Raw genomic sequence first — 18,982 nt, forward strand, 5'->3', positions numbered from 1 at the left:
CCTCACCCGGCCCGAACTGTGCGCACCGGACAAAACCGGCCGTCCTGCTCCAGCGTCACGCCGAACAGCACGGGCTGGACCCGGCCAAACAAAGCCGTTTCCACCAGTGCAAACCGCCTGTGCAGGTTCAGTTTGACAATCCGATCCAGATATCGGTTCAGAATTCCATCCGCCTGTATAATCCGGTTGTCTCCATCTAAGATAAGCCTGGTCACCCCCATCGGCCGCTCCAGTTCTTCTCCGCATATATCTTTTAAAAATGCCAAATCGGCCGGTTCCACAGGGATGACGGACGGAAACTGTGGAAAATCCCCGGATCGTTTCAGTTCTTCCTCCAGCGCTTTGGGACAGGCTGTCCGGATAAAAAAATACCCCGGAAACAACACCTCCTCCGGAAAATGCAGCGCCCCGCCGGAGCGGAATACCTTTACTTTCCTGAGAACCCGGCACTCCTTAAAGAGGCCGGGCGTTACGGCCCGTTTTATAAGATCCGCGCCCCTTTGTTCCTTTCCCGGAACAGTCTTTAACACATACCATTGCTCCATCTGATATACCCCTTCTGACGTTACCGCCATCTGCGAATTTCGTAGAATATCTTATTCTACGAAATATGGGGTGTGAAAACTTTTTATAAAATCTGATTATTTTGTCTGGAAAATAAAATTAAGAAATCTATAAAGAAATAAATTGAAATATTTAAACATATCTGATAGAAAATCCCATTGAAATAACGGAAGAAGCGTAGTATAATGGAGAAAAATTTCTTAGATTAAGATATTCTACGAAATCTGACTGATAATATCTGTGTTCGTTTTCCCTGTCCGCTTGTTTCAGAACGATAAATCCTGATTTCCTAAAAATCGATACAAAAAACACATGGTTAAACGGTTTTTGCTCCTCTCATATCGATATTTGCGCAAAAACAGAACACCCCGGCTTAAAATCTTCAGTTGAAAACAGCCTGGCAACATGCTATGATAACGTAAGGAAATGTAATGGAATACTAATAAAGAAGTGATGACATGGCTGCTGTGAGCCTTTGAATTGATGATGAGATGAAAAATAACTTGATGAAATATGTGACAAGATAGGAATAAACCTCGCCACTTTTTACGCGAAGGAGCTCTTGTATGGCATTAGCACAGAAAACAACTTATACAGAAGAAGATTATTACAATCTTCCCGAAGATGTCCGGGCAGAGCTGATTGACGGGCAGATCTATTACCAGGTCGCCCCGGGCCTCATCCATCAGACGATTTCCGGGGAACTTCATACAGCTATTAATAACTATATTAAATCCAAAAAGGGAAGCTGCCGTGTCTTTGCCGCCCCGTTTGCCGTTAAGCTGTTTGACAGCGGCAGCACGATTGTGGAGCCTGACATAAGCGTGATCTGCGACCGCAGCAAGCTTACCGACCGGGGCTGTTCCGGCGCGCCGGACTGGATTATAGAGATCATTTCCCCGGGCAACCCGGAACACGACCTTATTTACAAATTAGGCTTATATGCCCGTGCCGGAGTCCGGGAATACTGGATCGCGGATCCGCGGAGTGAAACGATTTTAGTATATTATCTGGAACAAAAAAATTTTGAAATCAGAGCTTACTCTTTTGAGAGCAAAATCAAAGTGAATATTTTTAATGATTTTGAGATCGATTTCCGGGAGTTGGATTTATGATTCAGGAAGTATAAAACAACGCAATAGTTTGTCCATCCTGTCACCGCCCCTCTTTCAGACCCGCGCATTCATTTATGCTTACCTAAACGTTTTCTGTATAGCATGCTAAACACCCGTTCCAATTCCCTCCTGTACATCCACGCATACCCCAGGCATGCCACAAGGGCCAGTCCAAACTGAACCAGTAAAGACCTCCCTGAAAACGCCCTCCATCCTGCCATATAAATGAGAAATAACATTATCGACACCCTGCACCGGGGATGAAGGCAAAACAATCCCATCTTTTCCAGAACTGCCACACAGACAAACACACTTACCGCAAACCCGGCCAGCGTGGCGGCAGCCGCCCCCTCGATCCCAATTGCCGGGATCAATACCGCATTCAGCAAAACATTCACTACAGCGCCGCAGGCCAGTGTGAGCGATGACGGCCACGTTTTTTTGATAACCAGAAACTGATTGGCCGCAATCTGAAACAGCATCTGCGCCAGCGGGGCCATGAACAAATATGGCACGGTAATTGCAGCCGGCCGGTACGTCTCCCCATACAGGAGGCCGAAAAAGGATCCGCACGCCAGCGACAGCAGGATGGTGGAAAGCATGGCCAAAACGCCGAGATACTCAAATATCCTGGATGTTAATTCCACCTGATCCCGGTCCCGCATCGTGGCAAAGGCGAAATACTGCCATCCGCCCGCAAAGGCGCTGTAGATCAGAAGGCTGATATGCCCGAATTTCGCCCCGACCGCATAGATCCCCGCGGCGTCCATCCCCAGAAGCCTTGCTACCATCAACCGGTCGCAGGAGTTAAAAACCCAGTAGATCAGAAAATTCGGCATCAGCGGCAGCCCAATGGCCAGCATGGATTTAACATGTGCCCATCTGACTGCCTTAAGTGAAAACCATTTATGGTTCAGGCAGATAAATATCATTTCCGTCAAAGCGGCGGCAATCAGGCTTCCGGCCGGGAGCGCATACACATACTCTCCCCTGACTAGCAGAATAACCGCAACCGTATAGGAGGCCAGAGGCGTAAAAAGATTCGTAAAAAAATAAACCTTTCTCTTATTTTGCATCCGGGTAGGGGCCGCGACAATCGAATTGGTTGCCCCTGAAAGGACGGCGAAGGCCGTGACCGAAACAAGGCCCGCCAGATTTTTGCCGCCCAGCACATACGCGGCAATCCCCTTCCTTGAAAGGAGGAGGACAGCAAAAACCACGAGGGACGACACGGCTGTAAACCCCAAAGCGCTGGAACAGATTTCTTTTTTGAAAGCAGTATCCTCACGGTCAAAAAACATCCGGAACATGCCGTCATACATCCCCATAACCGCAACCGCCTGGGCAAAGGAAAGAATGGTGGATGACAGATCGCTCAAACCCATATAATAAGAATCCGGCATCAGCCTTGCTATAACCGGGAGCATAAAAAAGGGAATCATTTTGCCCATGACTCCGCTCAGCCCGTATATAAAAAAATTTTCCAGGAAAAGTTTAAATCGATTCATAACGCCTCCTGCGTGAAAATTTATACACGCTTTCACCCACCTGCTGCAAAATCATCCGGCCTGTCAGACATTCCCTTCTAAAACCGATTACTCCTTTATTAATTCCGCATATCCAACCCCGCTTTTACCGCATCCGTTTCCATTATAAAACATATATGTTTTTTCCCCGTATGTCCATAAATACGGATAGCTTACATTTTCGCTGTCCCATCCTTCCGATGATAAATCAATACCCGCTTCCCTGTCCATCCTTGTCCATATTTTTCCATCCGGCGACTCGGCATAGCCGATATAATATCCTCTTGAATACGTTCTCACCGAATACATCATCTTATATCTTCCCGCTTCCTTCCAGACAAACGGACGCCCAAACCCATGCTCATCCGGCGATTTGTACTCCATACATTGAACTGCCCCCTGATTCCAGTGAATGCCGTCCGGCGATTCTGTATATTTCATTGTATACAATGGTTTTAATTTTTCCTTTCCCATTGTCCACCCTTCTTTATAGCTTCCGATATACCACATTTTATACATACCCTCGTCGAATATTACATTCACACCGCATCTGGCGTATACCTCGTCGTTGACCCGATCCAATATGGGAGAATCTGAATATCTGTGAAAAGAATCTCCCCCGTCTGTACTGACGGCCAGGCCACAAAACATGAAATACGGAACCTTCACTCCTGACTGAAATCCAATATAATACATATAAATCTCCTGCTCCCGTTCCACTATGGACACAGGTACCGCTCCGTTATCATCAAAACACCCTGCCCTTCCTATATCCAGCACAGGTTTTTCGCTAATTTCCAAAACCGTACCGGGATCCTCCGGTGATACGTCTATATATCCAATCCGCCCTACATTTCTGTGATCGCAGAATCCCAGATAGATTCTTAATCGGTTCCTCTTCCATATCGGTGTAGGAAGCATAGCAAACTGTTCCATCCAGCTTCCCTTTCTGTCCGGACAATAAATCAGTCCGTTCTTCTTCCATTTCATGTTCTGTCCTCCAACTCAACCGAAAATTGCTCGTATGATGTTTTTTTCAACGGCCGGGCAGGCGCCCCGACATATACCTTTCCCGTATCAGCCAGGCTTTTAACCGTTACCGCTCCTGCCCCCAACACAGTATCTCTCCCCAATGTTACGTTATCTCCGATCGAAGCATTCACTCCAATAAATGATCCGCTTCCAATATGACAGAATCCTGACACTACGATATGGGATGTCAGCCAGCAGTCGTCTTCAATCACAGTACGATGTCCTACATGGTTGCCGCTCCAGAGCACCACATTGCTGCCAATTTTTACGTGGTATTGAATTGTATTATCTTCAAATATAAATACATTTTCACCGATTTCTGCATTATGCCAGACAAACGAGTGGGAACTGATATAGCTCGCACAGTGATAACCCTTTTCCTTGCAGAAAGAATACAGCCGTCTTCTCACCCGGTTCAGCTTTGTATAAGTCACTGCTACAAAAACGTCATACATTTCAGGAGGATATAACTGATCCATGTATTCTAAATCAATTACTTCCAGATCGAACAGTCTGTCCATATTGCGATATGGAGCTTCAACCGCAAATGCAGAAACTTCATATTCTGAATCGTATGTAAAATATTCATATGCGATTTCCGCGAACTCCCCTGCGCCGACAATCACAAGCTTTTTTTTCTTTTCTGCTGCCATTCTGTACTCCTCCCTTCTATTGCATAAAAAATTGCTGTCATCCATTTATTTCGCTTTTCGTATAAGAAGGCAGCAGAATACTTCCTCCCCCATACCCCGCTTTATAGGCAAACAGCCCCTCATTTAAATACCTGCCCTCATCCTCCGTGCTGGCCCCAAAGCTGAACATCCGGAACCCCTGCCGCGCTGCTTCCATAAGCAGGTTATGTACGAGGTACAGATTCGGGTATTCTCCCGAAAACTTGTAATTCACATCCAGGTATTGCGTATGGAATACATGCTTGAATTTATAGATCAGGGCAAACGCCGCATATTCCCCATCCCCTGTCCTCGCCTCATAGGGGATAATATGCCCCGGCATATTCTGCTGAAGCCATGTAATCTCATCATAGGAGTGGGTCGTTTCAGAGCCAAACTTGTTCCCCAGGTTCTGATTCATCTGCTCCCATATCCCCCTGTCCACATATTTTGCCCGGGAAAAGGAAAACAGCCCTGTTTTAATCGGTTTTTTCACATGGTTCCTTCTCTTTGAGTCATACATGGAAAACAAATCATCCTCTGATTTCACCCTGTCGATACACACAACATTTGCCAGCGCAGCCATGCCATATCTATACCCATCCTGCATCAGCAGATAATCCAGAATGCCGGGTTCCTGCTTTCCATAAAATGGCGGAACCACCCGCAAGACTACGGTTTTATACCGCTTTTCATAATAGTCAAGCGCTGTCTGAACCGCAGCCCGGATTGTCTGGTAACCGTCCTTGATACGGATAACCGGGCCTGCAAAGGTGGTTCCCATATGCGACGCCACGCTGTCCCCATCCGGCCCGGCGCAGGCCATCACCACGCACCGTATCATGCCGGAACCGGAATCCTTCACTGCCACCGAATCGTCCGCAAACCGGCCCTGGGGATGATAGCTTAAATACTTCAGGGAATGGATAAATTCGCCGTTTGTGTCTTCACTCAATATAAACTCATCAATCCGCTCTTTATCTTTATCCGTCCATTCTGCGGCGGGGAGAAGCTTCATATCACTCATCGCAGCTCCTCCCTGTCAGATGCAGGATTCCCGCTGCGCACATGGACGGGAAGCTTCTTCCTGTGAACGAAAGCCCGTTTCCCGGAAAGCCTCTCTTTACCGCTGTCCGGGATGCTCTGCCAGGTACCAGAAGAGATCCTCTGAGGAGATTTCCACTCCCCCCCCCCCGCATTCCGGCGCTGTGTTTATCCGCTTATAGCCCCGCTTTTCATAGAACCGTACGGCCCGTACATTGTCTTTTCGTACATTCCAGTATATCATACCTAAATTTCTCTCCTCCCATCCAATCTGGAGTATCTCTGCCATGCCATAGCCGGCGTACCCCTTACCCATTGCGCCCCGGCGTACGGCAATGGCAAATTCCGCACAGCTCCTTAGAAGGTCTATCCCTTTCAGGCTGACAGTCCCCATATATCTGTCATTCCCATCGGTTATACCCAGGTGCAGGTTTTCCTCCTGGTTCCAGCTCTCCATGATAAACCTTTCACAGTCTTCCATCGTTTTTGACCCAAAATCATTCTTAAGTTTCCCTGTCACATCCGGATCCTTCATCCATTCCAGCATAAACGGGGCGTCTTTTATTTCCAACTTTCTTAACTTCATTTTCCTTCATTCCTGTTTTGATGCGGCAACAGCCCGGATAAGCTCCGAACTGTTATTTGTGATTTATACTTTTCAGAAATTCATCATAATCCCGTATGTAGTCCTCTTCCCTGTAAAAATCGGACGCCAGCACCAACAGTACTGCGTCCGGTGAAAAATCGTACATTTCCCGCCATATGTCGTTCGCTATATATAAGCCTTCATAGGGCTTTTCCAGGGCTGCCACCTTTTTTTCATGCCCGTTATCCAGCAGGATTTTACAGCTCCCATGAATACACACCAGAATCTGCTCCAGTGATTTGTGAGCGTGGAACCCTCTGCGCACGCCTTGTCCAGTGTCATACAGATAATACACTCTTTTTATCTCAAACGGGATATCCCTGCGCTCTTCCAGAGCCACCAGCATCCCCCTTGCATCCCCGTGCTGCTGGAACATATATTTCACCACATGCATGATCCTTCTCCCTGTCAAACCGTAAACTGATTCAGCTTTTCGATCACATAATCCTGCTCTTTCTCTGTAATTCCCGTATAAAGGGGCAGGCTCAGAACTTCCTTTGCATACCGCTCCGCGACGGGTAAATCACCTTCTTTATATCCCAAATATGTATAGCACTCCGTCAGGTGCGGCGGGACCGGGTAATGGATCTGTGTCTGGATCCCCTGCCCTGCTAAGTAGTTCTGCAAACGGTCCCGTTCCTTACAGCGGACTACATACTGATGGTATACGTGATCCGCGCCATCCCGTATCCCGGGCTTTATGAGCAGCGGGTTCTTTATATGCGCCTCATAATACCGGCCGGCTCGTATCCGCTCCTGCGTCAGCTCTTCCATATGGGACAGCTTGACCGAAAGCAGCGCGGCCTGGATCTCATCCAGCCTGGAATTGACGCCCTCGATCTCATTGTAATACTTCCTCCTGCTCCCATAATTGCGGAGCATCCTGATTTTTTCCGCCAGCTCTTCATTATCCGTCACGACGGCCCCCGCGTCGCCAAAGGCCCCCAGATTTTTGGTGGGGTAAAAGCTGAAACAGCCAATATCGCCGAAGGTCCCGGTCATCCGGCCTTCAAAAGCCGCCCCATGGGACTGGGCGCAGTCTTCCAGGAGGTACAGGCGATGTTTTCCGGTGATTTCTCCTATTAGCTTCATATTTGCCGCCTGGCCGTAGAGGTGGACAGCCATGATTGCTTTCGTTTTTTCTGTTATGGCCCCTTCTATTTTGGAAGCGTCCAGGTTATAGTATTCATCCGGCTCTACAAGAACCGGGGTGGCGCCGTTTTCCGTGATGGCGAGGATCGTGGCGATATAGGTGTTTGCAGGGGCGATCACCTCGTCTCCCTCTTTGATGCCAAGCGCTCTGATAGCCAAAGTAAGGGCGTCCTGCCCGGAATTTAAGCCCACGCAACAGCGGGAGCCGGTGTAGGAGGCAAATTCCTGTTCAAATGTTTCACAGCGGCTTCCTAATATGTAGCAGCCGGACTCCAATGCCTGTATGGCTGCCTGTTTGTATTCCTGTTCGTATTGTTTATATTGGCGGTCAAGTATGGTTGCCTGTACTTTCATTTTAATTCACTCCTCCTGCTGTTTGTTAAAGAATTTTTATTTTCTTAATTTTACATATACATCCAATTTTTAGGCTTCAGAATTCGCATTACCCCCATACAAGCTTGTGACCAGACTGTTGACTTGTTTTTGAATATACGCACCGCTATCTGAATTTGTATAAATTCCACTAATTCCGAGACCCAATATACCAAATTATATTTGGGGACAAATGGATTACAATATAACTTTTTAACCTGGCGTTTTTGTTCAATATGAGCCAGATTATAAATATGTCCAACATCCCTGGAAACAGAATTATGAATACGGTACTGTACCGTCTCCTTTTCTAAATAGCCCATCCTGTAACCATGTTTCAAAAAACGTAATTTCAAAGGATAGTCCTCTAAATTCCGGATAGTTTCATCACATCCGCCTATTTTTAAGAAAGCATTTTTTTCAAAAAATAATGTGGGGGACAATTTTATATCTTCCAATAATAAATACTGATATTGCTTTGCCGCCAAATTAAACCTTTGCATCTTTTTCATACGCCTTTTTTCTTTATGCGGAGAATCCATCAATTTCCCATTTTCATCTATAAATCTTTCGTCTGATTGATAAAACTTAATTAATTTATCTTCATTCACTTTATCCATATAATCAGAAATACAGTCTGTCAAAAGGATATCATCCGCCGCAACAGTTTTTACCCACAATCCATGACATGCATGTACCCCTCGGTTCATATTCCCTGCCGTCCCGGTATTATGCCCTGATTCAATCATCTGTGTACGTGAAAAACGCCCTTGATGTTTATCTATCCATTGTTTAGCAATAAATACCGTATCATCATCGGAGCAGTCATCGGATACAATTAACTCAATATTGGGATATGTCTGCCTGTAAACACTTTCCAAAGTCTCTTCGATTGTTTTTGCAGAGCGATAACTGATCACTACTACAGAAACCATTTGATAACTTGTTTCGTTCATCCAGATATATGCCCCCTTTTCTTTCCCGCATAAATTAAAAATCTCCCCCTATGGACTGACAACACCAATATAAAGAGCAGGCAATATATAAATGTTGTATTGGAAAACTGATATGCATAAAATGCAATAATCAGAGCATATGCAAAATTAGCATAAAAAATCGTCCACCATCCGCTGCACTCTTGAACTTTATGGTAAATCATTCCACTGACGAGTCCAATCAGCAGCATTGGAAAAACCAACCCCAATAAGCCATAATCTAAATATAATGAACTCATATAACTGTATACATTAAACTCTCCGATCGGAGCCCCTATATTCTCCAGCATATTTCGTTTATAAAAGCCAAAAATCATTAATATCTTTCCAAAAACCCCCATGCTGTAATAGCCTTGTGTTATTCCCGGAAAATCTTTGATATATTTATCAAATGCAACCAGAGAATATCCTAAATATTTATACAAAAAAAATTCTTTGTCAAATAACTTTTCAGCCCCTGCTTTCCCCAAATTTTTTGCAAACAGAAAAAAAACAACCAATAGCAATACAAAACCCACACATAAAGCCAAATAGTATTGTCTTATCTTTTGCCTTCTGAGAATCTGTTTTCTATAAACTTTATCAATTAACCCTCTCAAATAAATATACGCATATGCTAGAGCATACGCTAATAAAGTAGTTCTTGCCATCGAAAAACAAGAGGAGCTGACTGAAACAAGCATCATAAGCAAGACCAGGTATTTTCTTTTTTTACTGCCTCCTTTATCACAATAATCATACAAATATATACACGAAACCAAAAACAAAACAAATGTTCCGTATTTGGATATTGGCGAGACCCCGGCCCCATACATATAATTTCTTCTGACATTTATAAAAAATGTACTAATCCCATTTAATCCGAAATAAATAAATTCATATAAACCTGTAAACCAGCCAATAGTTCCAAATATAAGCATTGCTGTTTTTATCTTTGAATTTAATATCAACGGATACACCACATCTTTTGTTTTGGACTTCATATAATACATGGTTATTAGTGTATAACCGGATAAAAACGATAAACTTCCTAAAAAGAGCAGAAAAACTGTATAACTGGACAACTGAAACTCGTTTCTGTATAAATGATAGTACAATAAAAAATTCACTGTAAGAGGAGTATAAAACAATACCATCGGATTTAATAAATCATGTGTAATCTTTGTATAAATTAATGCAATTCCTAATATTACAAAAAAATAAACAATAATAAATTCTTCCATTATTATTTCTTATTTTCCTTTCCGGTCACACGTTTTATATAACCATCCATATAGTCTTTTTAAACATACAATCAATTCAAAATAAGGAATATTTATTTTTATATTTCGTTTCAAAAATCCCACTCTCCATCCAGCATTCAAGAATCCTTTCATAAATCTGTGAATTGGAAATAATGTTTCTTCCGCCGCTATATGTATCGTTCTGTCATCAAAGCAGTCCCATTCTCCAATATACTCTACCAGCTCGGTTTCTGGCCTTCGGAACAAATGCTCCATTTGTCTCAGTACATCTTCCTGTCTGATTATATGATATTTTTTTTCCAAATCTTTTAATTGCATTGCAAATTTGACAATACCTGCCTGAACAGACTGCAAATGATTTCTTGTTTCACCTGATAAGTCCATGTTCCCCAGCAATGGTCCGTTCTTATCATAGCTTTCTGTAGTTCCATGATCCGCAAAAAAAACAATCTCTAATATAGCCTCCCCTGATATAATAAGATCCTGTGGATATTTATCTTTATAACTGAATAAATACCCATAATTTCTCATACCTTTTGTGATATAATCCCCCGCCTTCTTTTTTTGCCCAACAAAGAAACCAATCACTTCGCATGATATTAATCCTCTGTCTAATATGTCTATAAAATTGCTTTGCATAGTTCCTGTCCATCCAATATCCACTACGCCTATCTTAGACTCTGTTATTGATCTCTCGAAATACATTTTAATATTTTCAAATTGGTCAGAAGAAAGAGCTTCCATCTCTGTTTTGATCATTCTAAAAAAACCGTTTTTATCAGGAATCCGGCCAATTGGCGCTTCAGGATCAATATGGTATTGTTTCAGCCTGTCCTCTAACTGTTTTTCATCCAAGCTCAATTTAGATAAAAACCGCCTGACAGAAATCATATGATTTACACATAATAAGTTTATCAATTCATCATAGCTGTTACAAAATTGAACTAACGGTATAGAAAGACTTCTTCTTGATACAAACAGATACCTGGTTTTTATTTTATCTTTATATAATGCATCAAACAGTTTTTTTATAAAAAGACCCTCTCTTGAAAAAAAATAAAGAGCTTCTATTTTTTCTTTACAGCACATCTTATAAATCCAGGAAACATATCCCAGGGATAGAGCCCCAAAATAAGAATACCCTATCCACTCGTCATAATTAATACATACCCCTTTAGTTGAATTGATAAATTTAGATAAATATGATTCTTTTTCTGTATTTCTTATAAATCTCACTCTATATCGATTTAAACACGCATATAAATAATCACTTTTCGGGTTATCCCCTATATGTAATATTTCTCTCCCTGATACTCCTTCTGTTTTTTGCACAAAACGAAATAAAGCGCCGCCTTTTGCTTTACTCTTTCCTATACAGCCTGATATATATAATTCGGAAACATTGTTTATTCCACACTTTTCAAGTATTCTTTTTAATAATTCCTCAGGAAGATACATGTCTGTTATTACAATAACTTTTTTTCCTTCTGCACATGCCTTTCTATATAATTCAACCCCTCTCTGATTTGGATAACACAAATCATACTCCGCCTGTAATTCAAGCTCCATATATTTTTTCTTTTCTTCCTCAGACAATCCATCTATTATTCCATATATCATCTCCAGATTTAAATCAATTACTCCGTTCTTCCTTAACTCTCTCTCCGCTTTGGCCCTTCTTTCAGCAAAATTTTCAATCGGGTGATGATATAATCTGTTAAACCGTTTCTCTAAAATAACAAACATATCTCCTGGACGTTGAACCATTCGATTGACCAATGTCCCATACATGTCAAATGATACAATTTTAACTTTCATAGATTCTCCCTGTACCACTCAATCGCCGCCTCAATTCCTCTCTCAAAGCTCCATTCCGGATCATACCCCAGCATATCCCTGGCCTTTGAGATATCCGCATTACTATGCCTGATATCCCCCGCCCGTTCCGGCCCAAAGACCGGTTCCGTGTCTTTTCCCAGCGCTTTTGCCAAGTAATGGTAAATATCAATCAGGCATTCCCTGCCCCCATACGCTACATTAAACACTTCCCCGCCTGCCCCGGAAGGGGCTTTACATGCTTTTAAGTTCGCCTCAATCACATTTTCAATGTATGTAAAATCCCGGCTCTGCTTCCCGTCCCCATGAATAACCGGCTGCTCTCCTTTAAGTAGCTGACGGATAAATTTGGGAATAACCGCCGCATAAGCCCCTTCCGGATCCTGCCGCCTCCCAAATACATTAAAATACCTCAGCCCGTATGTATCCAGCCCGTAAAGTTCCTTGTAAAGCCTTCCGTATTCCTCATCCACGCGCTTCGTCAGGGCATACGGGGAAAGGGGCTTTCCCTCCTGGCCTTCCTTCTTGGGAAGCCGCGGGCAGTCGCCATATACGGAAGAGCTTGATGCATACACAAACTTCTTTACTCCCTGCCGCCTCGCCGCCTCCATCATATTCAATGCGCCGCCGATATTTACCTTTTCATATAAAAGCGGCATTTCGATGCTTCGCGGGACGCTCCCCCAGGCCGCCTGGTGTAAAACGTAATCAGCCCCCTCGCAGGCTTCCATACAGACTTTCGGATCCGTGATATCTCCTTTTATGAAATGGTAGCCTGCCTCTCCCAGGAAGAGATCCGTATTCTCTTTTTTTCCGGTTGAAAGGTTGTCCAGGCACCGCGCCTGACAGCCCATTTTCAGAATCGCCCCGCACAGGTTGGAACCTATAAAACCGGCCCCGCCCGTTACAAGAAAGACGCTTCCTTTATCAAACTCCAGCTCCGAATAGCTCATTCCATGCCCTCTCTTTCTTCAGTTGTATGTGTGATTACGGCCCGGATGCGGTGAACCGCCCTGCCCGTTTGCCGGCGCCGCTGCGCCCATTTTCTACAGACCCCAGTAAATATACCCGTTCTTTTCACATACAGAGCGGTCAAAGATCCCTTTTACATCAATTAATATTTTCCGCTTCTCCCCAAACCAGCTGTCAAAGCTTTTTATATCCATCCCCTGAAACTCCTTATGCGCCACTGCGGCTACAATGGCGTCCGCCTGGCGGATGTCCGGCAGTTTTGTAAACCTGACCCCGTAAAGCCCAAACGCTTCCTTTTCATCCGCAACCGGATCGACCAGAGCGGGAGAAATCCCATATTCCCCCAGCTCTTTTACAATGTCGATTACCTTTGTGTTCCTTGTATCCGGGCAGTTTTCCTTAAATGTGAAACCTAAAATGACCACCCTCGCTTTCTTCACCGGCACATCCGCCTGGATTAATTTTTTTACGACATTCTCCGCTACATATCTTCCCATATCATCATTAATCCTCCTGCCGGAAAGGATTACCTGGCTGTGGTATCCAAGCTGTTCCGCTTTGTACGTCAGGTAATACGGATCTACGCCGATGCAGTGCCCGCCCACCAGTCCCGGCCGGAACGGGAGAAAATTCCATTTTGTTTCCGCTGCCTTAAGGACTGCCTTTGTATCAATCCCCATCCTGTTAAATATAATGGACAGTTCGTTCATAAAGGCAATATTGATATCGCGCTGGCTGTTCTCTATCACCTTCGCCGCCTCTGCCACCCGGATACTTTCAGCCCGGTATACCCCGGCCTTTACCACCAGTTCATAGACACTGGCCACCTCCTTCAGGGTTTCCTGATCCATTGCTGAAACGATTTTCATAATGCTCTCCAGACGGTGAACCTTATCGCCTGGGTTAATCCGCTCCGGTGAATACCCGATTTTAAAATCGACCCCGCATTTCAGCCCGGACTCCTGTTCCAGTAAAGGCGCGCATATTTCTTCTGTTACGCCCGGGTAAACGGTCGATTCATATACCACAATGCTTCCCCTCACAAGATTCCTGCCCAGTATACGGCTCGCGCTTTCTACAGGGCTTAAATCCGGAGTATGATCCTCTTTTACCGGCGTAGGGACTGCTACGATATGAAACCGCGCCTTTTTAAGCTCTGCTTCATCTGACGTAAAACGTACGCTGCACCCGGAAACGGCTTTGTCCCCCACTTCATTCGTGGGATCAATCCCACTTCGGTACAGCGCTGTTTTTTCTTCATTCACATCAAACCCTATGACCGGAACCCTTTTGGAAAATGCTACCGCAATCGGCATCCCCACATACCCAAGCCCGATCAGAGAAAGTGTTTCTTCCCCTGAGCATAACCTGTCATATAAGCTCATCTTTCCCCTCCTTGCCGGCCCGCCGTATTTCCTCCATATATGCCTGTATAACGGCCGCCCTGTCGAACCTGTCTTCCATCCGTTTCCTGGCCCGGAGCCCCATCTCCTTCTTTTTTTCATAGGGGAGGCTGATAAACGTTAAAAACGCCTTTTTAAGGCTCTCTACATTCTTCGCTTCAAATCCAATCCCTGTGGCCCCGTCCTCAAAAACTTCCGCGCAGCCCGGGATCCGGCTTGCCAGCACCGGCCTCCCGCCCGACGATGCCTCCAGAAGGACATTTGACATACCCTCATGATATGATGGCAATACCACAGCAGAACATCCTTTTATTAGGGTATGCACATCGTCCCGGAATCCCAGATATGTCAGAATCCCTTTTTGCTGCGCCTCCTCCAGCCGTCCCTGGTAATCCTCCTCGCATTCTCCCGCAACCGTAAATCTTATATCCGGGCAGCTTATTTTTACATATTCCGCTGCGTTCATCAGTTCTTCAATCCCTTTTTCCTTCATGATCCTGCCGATAAACAGAAATTCCACTGACTCTGATTTGTCCGGGTATGCCTCAAACGGATGCTCGTCTGTATTTACCCCGGATCCGGGAATCCGTACCTCCCTTTTTCCCTTTATGCCGAAAGCATGCATTTTTTTCTGGTTTGCGGCATTCTGAAAAAATATACATGACGCTTCTTTTAACGCCAGCCTGTACAGAAAAACAGCAATCCATTTAATGATTCCACTTTTTTCCAGGGCGCTCCCCAATCCGGTAATATTCGCTATATACCTCTTTTTTAATATCCTGCACGCAATCCCGCCATAGATGTTGGGTTTAATCGTATATGTCAGGACAATGTCCGGATCCGTTGTCCGTATGATATGAACATACTTTTTTAACAGGGCAATATCGTTTGCCGGATTGATCCCGCGCCTGTCAATCTCCGTCCGGATAAAGGCGCACCCCATCTGTACCATCCGGATAACCTTTTCCCCGCCCGGCAGCGCGATAAAAACATGATGCTCTTCTTCCAGAAGTTTCTGCAGAAGTTCCTTCCTGAAACGGTATAAGCCTACGTCACTATTTGCCAGTATCAATATTTTCATCCTGCACTCTCTTAACCGGAATTCCTGTATAGATTCCCTTTTTCTTTATATCTTTTACGACGGCCCCGCCGACGCCCACTGTAATGCCTTCCCCTATTTCTATCCCATTTCTGACGCAGCTCCCGATCCCCAGCCAGCTTCCGTCTCCAACCCTCACTTCCCCGCCCAGATGCGCCCCGGGCGAGATATGGACGAAATCGCCCAGTATACACGCATGATCCACCGTCGCCCCCGTGTTGATAATGCAGTGGCCGCCGATGTGTGTCCCGCAGCCCACGACCGCCCCGGCCATGACGACTGTCCCTTTACCCAGGCGCACATTTCCCCCAATCACCGCGCCGGGATGGATCAAGGTAATGTAGTTTAGGTCATACCTGGCGGCTATTTCACTGCGGAGCCTGTTGTCCCCGATCCCGATGATGAATTCCGTCCCGGCCGGGTATTTCATACAGTCCGCAATCTTTCCTTCCACCGGGTATCCGTAAACCATGGCCCCGGACGGGATTCTGTCATCCAGGAATGAAATACCTCCCCCAAGACAGTTCCAGCCCATTGCCGCTTCAATCAAATCTGCGATTACCCCCGCATGGCCCCCGGCCCCAAGAATCACGATTCCCATCCCGTTTCCTTTCCCCAGGGCGCACAGGCGGCGGTAATGATGTTCCATACACGCCCCGGCATGTTTTATCTGTACTTAACTCAGACATCCCCCTGTCCCCGCTCCACCTGCCTGAGCACCATAAAGCTCTCCGCCGCGCATTCCCCTACCGTGCTCCCGCGCAGCCTGGCCAGCGCTGTGACCGCCTCCGGGGAACGCGGGTGCGGGAAAGGCCTTACCTGTGTCTGGTAGCAGCAAAATGCCTCCAGTTTTTTCTTTAAATCCTCTTCCCCCAGCGCAATCCAGTGGTTTGGAAGGAATGCGTTGTCAGCCGACGGCGTATTCCACTCCGTCTCGGACAGGGTTTCATATGCGTACAGCGCCTTAAGCTGCGGCTGTTCAATGGGCCGCAGCGCCACCATCGCGGCCCCGGCCGTCTCCTTATGGTCCCCGTGTAAGTCGCCCCTGTGGGGGATGAATGCAATCTCCGGCCGGATCCGGCTGACGGCCCGGGCCACCGCTTCATTCAGCTCTGCCGTCTCCATATCCCCCAGCGCCACAACCGGCAGATCCAGGAAGATCGTCTCCTTTACCCCAAGGATGGCATGCGCTTTAAGCGCCTCTGCTTTGATTTTGTCCGCCATCCCCTGATCCGGGCCGGAAGTTGCCTCGCACACATAGACCTCGTGCCCCTTCCGGGCATACATCGCCATCGCGCCGCCCACGCCCAGCGTTTCGTCGTCGTTATGGGGCGCTATCACTAAAACCCGCATTTTCTGCGCCGCCTCCTCTCATTTTTGTAAATGTACTCCCTGAATTTCTCTGCGCCTGATTTTGTGCACATCTGACGGAAAACCGGCCGCAAAGGCAGGCGCAGGGAGATTCCGGGAGTACGTATAACTCTCCAGGTAACCCTGCGCTCCAGGCAGCCTCTGGGCGGTTGCTCTTTTTTCTGTTTTTCTCTTTTTTATTACACGCAGGCATCAGGGCATTAGCTTTGTGACCGTCCCTCCCCCTGCGCCCTCACCCCTTCGCTTTCAGCCGGTGCCCCGCCACAATACGCCGCCCGCCTTCTGTCTCATATTCGTCCACACGCAGGAGGCCGTCTTTACAGAGCACGTCAAAGGAGCGCTCCCTTACCTCCGCGATCTGGCCCGGCCGGCCGATATAGCGCGTGTTTTCCATGCGCCCCGCGTGCCAGATGATAAGCTTTTCCTTTCCATCGTAATACGAAAATGCCCCCGGGTACGGCCTTGAGGTCCCGCGGATCAGGCGGTAAATGTGTTCGATGGGCTGGCCCCAGTCGATCTCCCCGTCCTCCGGGGTCCGTTTCAGGAGGTACGTGGCCTGGCTTTCGTCCTGCTCTTCGGGGTGCAGCGCCCCTGCTTTCATTTCCCCAAATACCCGCCTGCAGAGCTTTCTCAAGGCGCTGCACAGGCTTTTTTCGATGTCTGAGGCATAATCCTCTTCCCCGATCCGGTAAGGCTCCTGCCCCAGGATGGGGCCGGAATCCATGCCCTCGTCGATGAAAAAAAGCGTGCATTTTGCGTCCGTCACGCCCAGGAGGACCTGCCAGACCATCGCCGCCCGGCCGCGGTACCTGGGCAGCGCGGTCGGGTGGAAGCCGATGACGCCTTTTTTTGCGGCGCGGATGATGCGGCTGCCCGCGATCTGAGAAAGGCCGACCACGAATATGTAGTCCGCTGACAGGCGTTCGAGCTCTTCCACACAGGCCGGGTCGTTGATCTTTTGAAAGGTGGATGCCGGGATGCCGTGCTGTTCTGCCGTCTTATGGATCGGGTCATATCCTGACACGTTCCCGCTGTATTGCTCGTCAAGGGAAAATACTTTCAGAACCGGGATCCCGGCGCGGATTAATTCCTCCAGGACAATCCGGCTGGATACCACGGAGCCGATTACGATGGCGTCTATCCTCATTCTGTCCTCCTTTTTCTGTCCCGCGTCTTCCCCTTTAAAAACGGCCGCTGTATGGACGGCCTGCGCGGCTTTGGAAGGCTTCTTCCCCGCACAGGACGACCAGGGCCGTTTTTAACAGGATCTTCATGTCAAGGGCCAGCGAGAATGTCTCGATGTACTTAAGGTCATATTCGATCCGTTCCTCCCACGAAAGCGCCGCGTTTCCGTTTACCTGCGCGAGCCCGGTCATGCCCGGGCGCATCCGGAGGCGTTTTTTCTGACGGCTGGTATAGCGCTCTGCCTGTTCGGTCACGGCCGGCCTCGGCCCTACCAGGCTCATGTCGCCTTTTATCACATTGAGAAGCTGCGGGAGCTCGTCGAGCTTGGTGCGCCGCATCAGCGCCCCGAACGGGGTGAGGCGCTGCGCATCCTTTGCGAACTCATGGTTTTCTTCGGCCTGCCGGTCCGGCTTCATGGAGCGGAATTTCAGGATCATGAAGGGCTTCCCGCCTTTCCCGGCCCGCTCCTGCCGGAAGAAAACAGGGCCCGGCATGGTTATTTTTATGAGCAGAGGGACGAAGAGGAACAAAGGGGATAATACGATAAGCCCCGTAAGACCGGCCGCCAGATCAAGGCAGCGTTTCAGGAACAGCTCCCGTTTGCGCCGCCCCGCCTGCCGGCGTGTCTTTTTCCTGATTTTTACTGCCTGACGGTTTCCGGCCGGCGCATTGCGCGCCCTATTCAAAACACCTCCGCACAATCTCCATCACCCTCTCCTGCTCTTCTTCCGTCATCTTGTGGTCCGACGGCAGGC

19 protein-coding genes are annotated in these 18,982 nt (G+C 47.0%); 1 reads left to right on the top strand and 18 read right to left on the bottom strand.

Features of this window, described 5'->3' with window-relative positions:
• Window positions 1-2 precede the first annotated feature (2 nt).
• A complete protein-coding gene (locus NFS31_RS23950; protein ID WP_251500856.1) occupies window positions 3-545 on the bottom strand; it encodes a transcription termination/antitermination NusG family protein in 543 nt (180 codons plus the stop codon).
• A gap of 585 nt (window positions 546-1,130) precedes the next feature.
• On the opposite strand from NFS31_RS23950, the gene NFS31_RS23955 reads away from it, so the two are divergent.
• Entirely contained in the window at window positions 1,131-1,679 is a 549-nt protein-coding gene (locus tag NFS31_RS23955) for a Uma2 family endonuclease (protein WP_251500859.1), read from the top strand.
• A gap of 68 nt (window positions 1,680-1,747) precedes the next feature.
• Here the strand turns inward: NFS31_RS23955 and NFS31_RS23960 are convergent, their stop codons facing one another.
• The 17 genes from NFS31_RS23960 to NFS31_RS24040 all read right to left on the bottom strand — a co-directional run bounded on the left by NFS31_RS23960 (window position 1,748) and on the right by NFS31_RS24040 (window position 18,913).
• Window positions 1,748-3,187 carry a lipopolysaccharide biosynthesis protein gene (locus NFS31_RS23960; RefSeq protein WP_251500863.1) on the bottom strand — a complete coding sequence of 480 codons (1,440 nt, stop codon included), beginning with the start codon at window positions 3,185-3,187 and terminating at the stop codon, window positions 1,748-1,750.
• 87 nt (window positions 3,188-3,274) lie between these two features.
• Window positions 3,275-4,195, bottom strand: a complete 921-nt coding sequence (locus NFS31_RS23965) for a glycoside hydrolase family protein (protein ID WP_251500866.1) — start codon at window positions 4,193-4,195, stop codon at window positions 3,275-3,277.
• Window positions 4,192-4,890, bottom strand: a complete 699-nt coding sequence (locus NFS31_RS23970; protein WP_251500869.1) for an acetyltransferase — start codon at window positions 4,888-4,890, stop codon at window positions 4,192-4,194. Before NFS31_RS23970 ends, NFS31_RS23965 begins: the two co-directional genes overlap by 4 nt.
• Window positions 4,891-4,927: 37 nt before the next feature.
• Window positions 4,928-5,935, bottom strand: coding sequence for a GNAT family N-acetyltransferase (locus NFS31_RS23975; RefSeq protein WP_251500872.1), 1,008 nt, complete (start codon window positions 5,933-5,935; stop codon window positions 4,928-4,930).
• Window positions 5,936-6,031: 96 nt separating this feature from the next.
• Window positions 6,032-6,538, bottom strand: a complete 507-nt coding sequence (locus NFS31_RS23980) for a GNAT family N-acetyltransferase (RefSeq protein WP_251500875.1) — start codon at window positions 6,536-6,538, stop codon at window positions 6,032-6,034.
• A gap of 52 nt (window positions 6,539-6,590) precedes the next feature.
• Window positions 6,591-6,992 (bottom strand): sugar 3,4-ketoisomerase, encoded by a 402-nt coding sequence (locus NFS31_RS23985; RefSeq protein WP_251500878.1) that lies wholly within the window; start codon window positions 6,990-6,992, stop codon window positions 6,591-6,593.
• A gap of 14 nt (window positions 6,993-7,006) precedes the next feature.
• Entirely contained in the window at window positions 7,007-8,104 is a 1,098-nt protein-coding gene (locus tag NFS31_RS23990; RefSeq protein ID WP_251500881.1) for a DegT/DnrJ/EryC1/StrS family aminotransferase, read from the bottom strand.
• 50 nt (window positions 8,105-8,154) lie between these two features.
• Window positions 8,155-9,078 carry a glycosyltransferase family 2 protein gene (locus NFS31_RS23995; RefSeq protein WP_251500884.1) on the bottom strand — a complete coding sequence of 308 codons (924 nt, stop codon included), beginning with the start codon at window positions 9,076-9,078 and terminating at the stop codon, window positions 8,155-8,157.
• Window positions 9,075-10,340 (bottom strand): oligosaccharide repeat unit polymerase, encoded by a 1,266-nt coding sequence (locus NFS31_RS24000; protein WP_251500887.1) that lies wholly within the window; start codon window positions 10,338-10,340, stop codon window positions 9,075-9,077. The genes NFS31_RS23995 and NFS31_RS24000 overlap by 4 nt, the downstream gene beginning before the upstream one ends.
• Window positions 10,341-10,349: 9 nt before the next feature.
• Entirely contained in the window at window positions 10,350-12,179 is a 1,830-nt protein-coding gene (locus tag NFS31_RS24005; protein WP_251500889.1) for an HAD family hydrolase, read from the bottom strand.
• Window positions 12,176-13,150 (bottom strand): SDR family oxidoreductase, encoded by a 975-nt coding sequence (locus NFS31_RS24010; RefSeq protein WP_251500892.1) that lies wholly within the window; start codon window positions 13,148-13,150, stop codon window positions 12,176-12,178. Before NFS31_RS24010 ends, NFS31_RS24005 begins: the two co-directional genes overlap by 4 nt.
• A gap of 93 nt (window positions 13,151-13,243) precedes the next feature.
• On the bottom strand, window positions 13,244-14,554 hold the full coding sequence (locus NFS31_RS24015) for a nucleotide sugar dehydrogenase (RefSeq protein WP_251500894.1): 1,311 nt from the start codon (window positions 14,552-14,554) through the stop codon (window positions 13,244-13,246).
• A complete protein-coding gene (locus tag NFS31_RS24020) occupies window positions 14,541-15,653 on the bottom strand; it encodes a glycosyltransferase family 4 protein (RefSeq protein WP_251500897.1) in 1,113 nt (370 codons plus the stop codon). The genes NFS31_RS24015 and NFS31_RS24020 overlap by 14 nt, the downstream gene beginning before the upstream one ends.
• Window positions 15,628-16,320, bottom strand: coding sequence for an acetyltransferase (locus NFS31_RS24025; protein WP_251500899.1), 693 nt, complete (start codon window positions 16,318-16,320; stop codon window positions 15,628-15,630). Before NFS31_RS24025 ends, NFS31_RS24020 begins: the two co-directional genes overlap by 26 nt.
• A gap of 32 nt (window positions 16,321-16,352) precedes the next feature.
• Window positions 16,353-17,024, bottom strand: a complete 672-nt coding sequence (locus NFS31_RS24030) for a PIG-L deacetylase family protein (protein WP_251500901.1) — start codon at window positions 17,022-17,024, stop codon at window positions 16,353-16,355.
• Window positions 17,025-17,274: 250 nt separating this feature from the next.
• A complete protein-coding gene (locus NFS31_RS24035) occupies window positions 17,275-18,189 on the bottom strand; it encodes a methionyl-tRNA formyltransferase (RefSeq protein ID WP_251500903.1) in 915 nt (304 codons plus the stop codon).
• Between the two features lie 34 nt (window positions 18,190-18,223).
• Complete coding sequence (locus NFS31_RS24040; protein WP_251500905.1) at window positions 18,224-18,913, bottom strand: sugar transferase; 690 nt, start codon at window positions 18,911-18,913, stop codon at window positions 18,224-18,226.
• Window positions 18,914-18,982: the final 69 nt, after the last annotated feature.

It is taken from the genome of Otoolea muris, assembly GCF_943193115.1.
Lineage (GTDB): Bacteria > Bacillota > Clostridia > Lachnospirales > Lachnospiraceae > Otoolea > Otoolea muris.

Bases quoted from the DNA above. Each gene is read 5' to 3' on its own strand.
- NFS31_RS23950 (WP_251500856.1), bottom strand. From the start codon at position 545: ATGGAGCAATGGTATGTGTTAAAGACTGTTCCGGGAAAGGAACAAAGG.
- NFS31_RS23955 (WP_251500859.1), top strand. From the start codon at position 1,131: ATGGCATTAGCACAGAAAACAACTTATACAGAAGAAGATTATTACAAT.
- NFS31_RS23960 (WP_251500863.1), bottom strand. From the start codon at position 3,187: ATGAATCGATTTAAACTTTTCCTGGAAAATTTTTTTATATACGGGCTG.
- NFS31_RS23965 (WP_251500866.1), bottom strand. From the start codon at position 4,195: ATGAAATGGAAGAAGAACGGACTGATTTATTGTCCGGACAGAAAGGGA.
- NFS31_RS23970 (WP_251500869.1), bottom strand. From the start codon at position 4,890: ATGGCAGCAGAAAAGAAAAAAAAGCTTGTGATTGTCGGCGCAGGGGAG.
- NFS31_RS23975 (WP_251500872.1), bottom strand. From the start codon at position 5,935: ATGAGTGATATGAAGCTTCTCCCCGCCGCAGAATGGACGGATAAAGAT.
- NFS31_RS23980 (WP_251500875.1), bottom strand. From the start codon at position 6,538: ATGAAGTTAAGAAAGTTGGAAATAAAAGACGCCCCGTTTATGCTGGAA.
- NFS31_RS23985 (WP_251500878.1), bottom strand. From the start codon at position 6,992: ATGCATGTGGTGAAATATATGTTCCAGCAGCACGGGGATGCAAGGGGG.
- NFS31_RS23990 (WP_251500881.1), bottom strand. From the start codon at position 8,104: ATGAAAGTACAGGCAACCATACTTGACCGCCAATATAAACAATACGAA.
- NFS31_RS23995 (WP_251500884.1), bottom strand. From the start codon at position 9,078: ATGAACGAAACAAGTTATCAAATGGTTTCTGTAGTAGTGATCAGTTAT.
- NFS31_RS24000 (WP_251500887.1), bottom strand. From the start codon at position 10,340: ATGGAAGAATTTATTATTGTTTATTTTTTTGTAATATTAGGAATTGCA.
- NFS31_RS24005 (WP_251500889.1), bottom strand. From the start codon at position 12,179: ATGAAAGTTAAAATTGTATCATTTGACATGTATGGGACATTGGTCAAT.
- NFS31_RS24010 (WP_251500892.1), bottom strand. From the start codon at position 13,150: ATGAGCTATTCGGAGCTGGAGTTTGATAAAGGAAGCGTCTTTCTTGTA.
- NFS31_RS24015 (WP_251500894.1), bottom strand. From the start codon at position 14,554: ATGAGCTTATATGACAGGTTATGCTCAGGGGAAGAAACACTTTCTCTG.
- NFS31_RS24020 (WP_251500897.1), bottom strand. From the start codon at position 15,653: ATGAAAATATTGATACTGGCAAATAGTGACGTAGGCTTATACCGTTTC.
- NFS31_RS24025 (WP_251500899.1), bottom strand. From the start codon at position 16,320: ATGGAACATCATTACCGCCGCCTGTGCGCCCTGGGGAAAGGAAACGGG.
- NFS31_RS24030 (WP_251500901.1), bottom strand. From the start codon at position 17,024: ATGCGGGTTTTAGTGATAGCGCCCCATAACGACGACGAAACGCTGGGC.
- NFS31_RS24035 (WP_251500903.1), bottom strand. From the start codon at position 18,189: ATGAGGATAGACGCCATCGTAATCGGCTCCGTGGTATCCAGCCGGATT.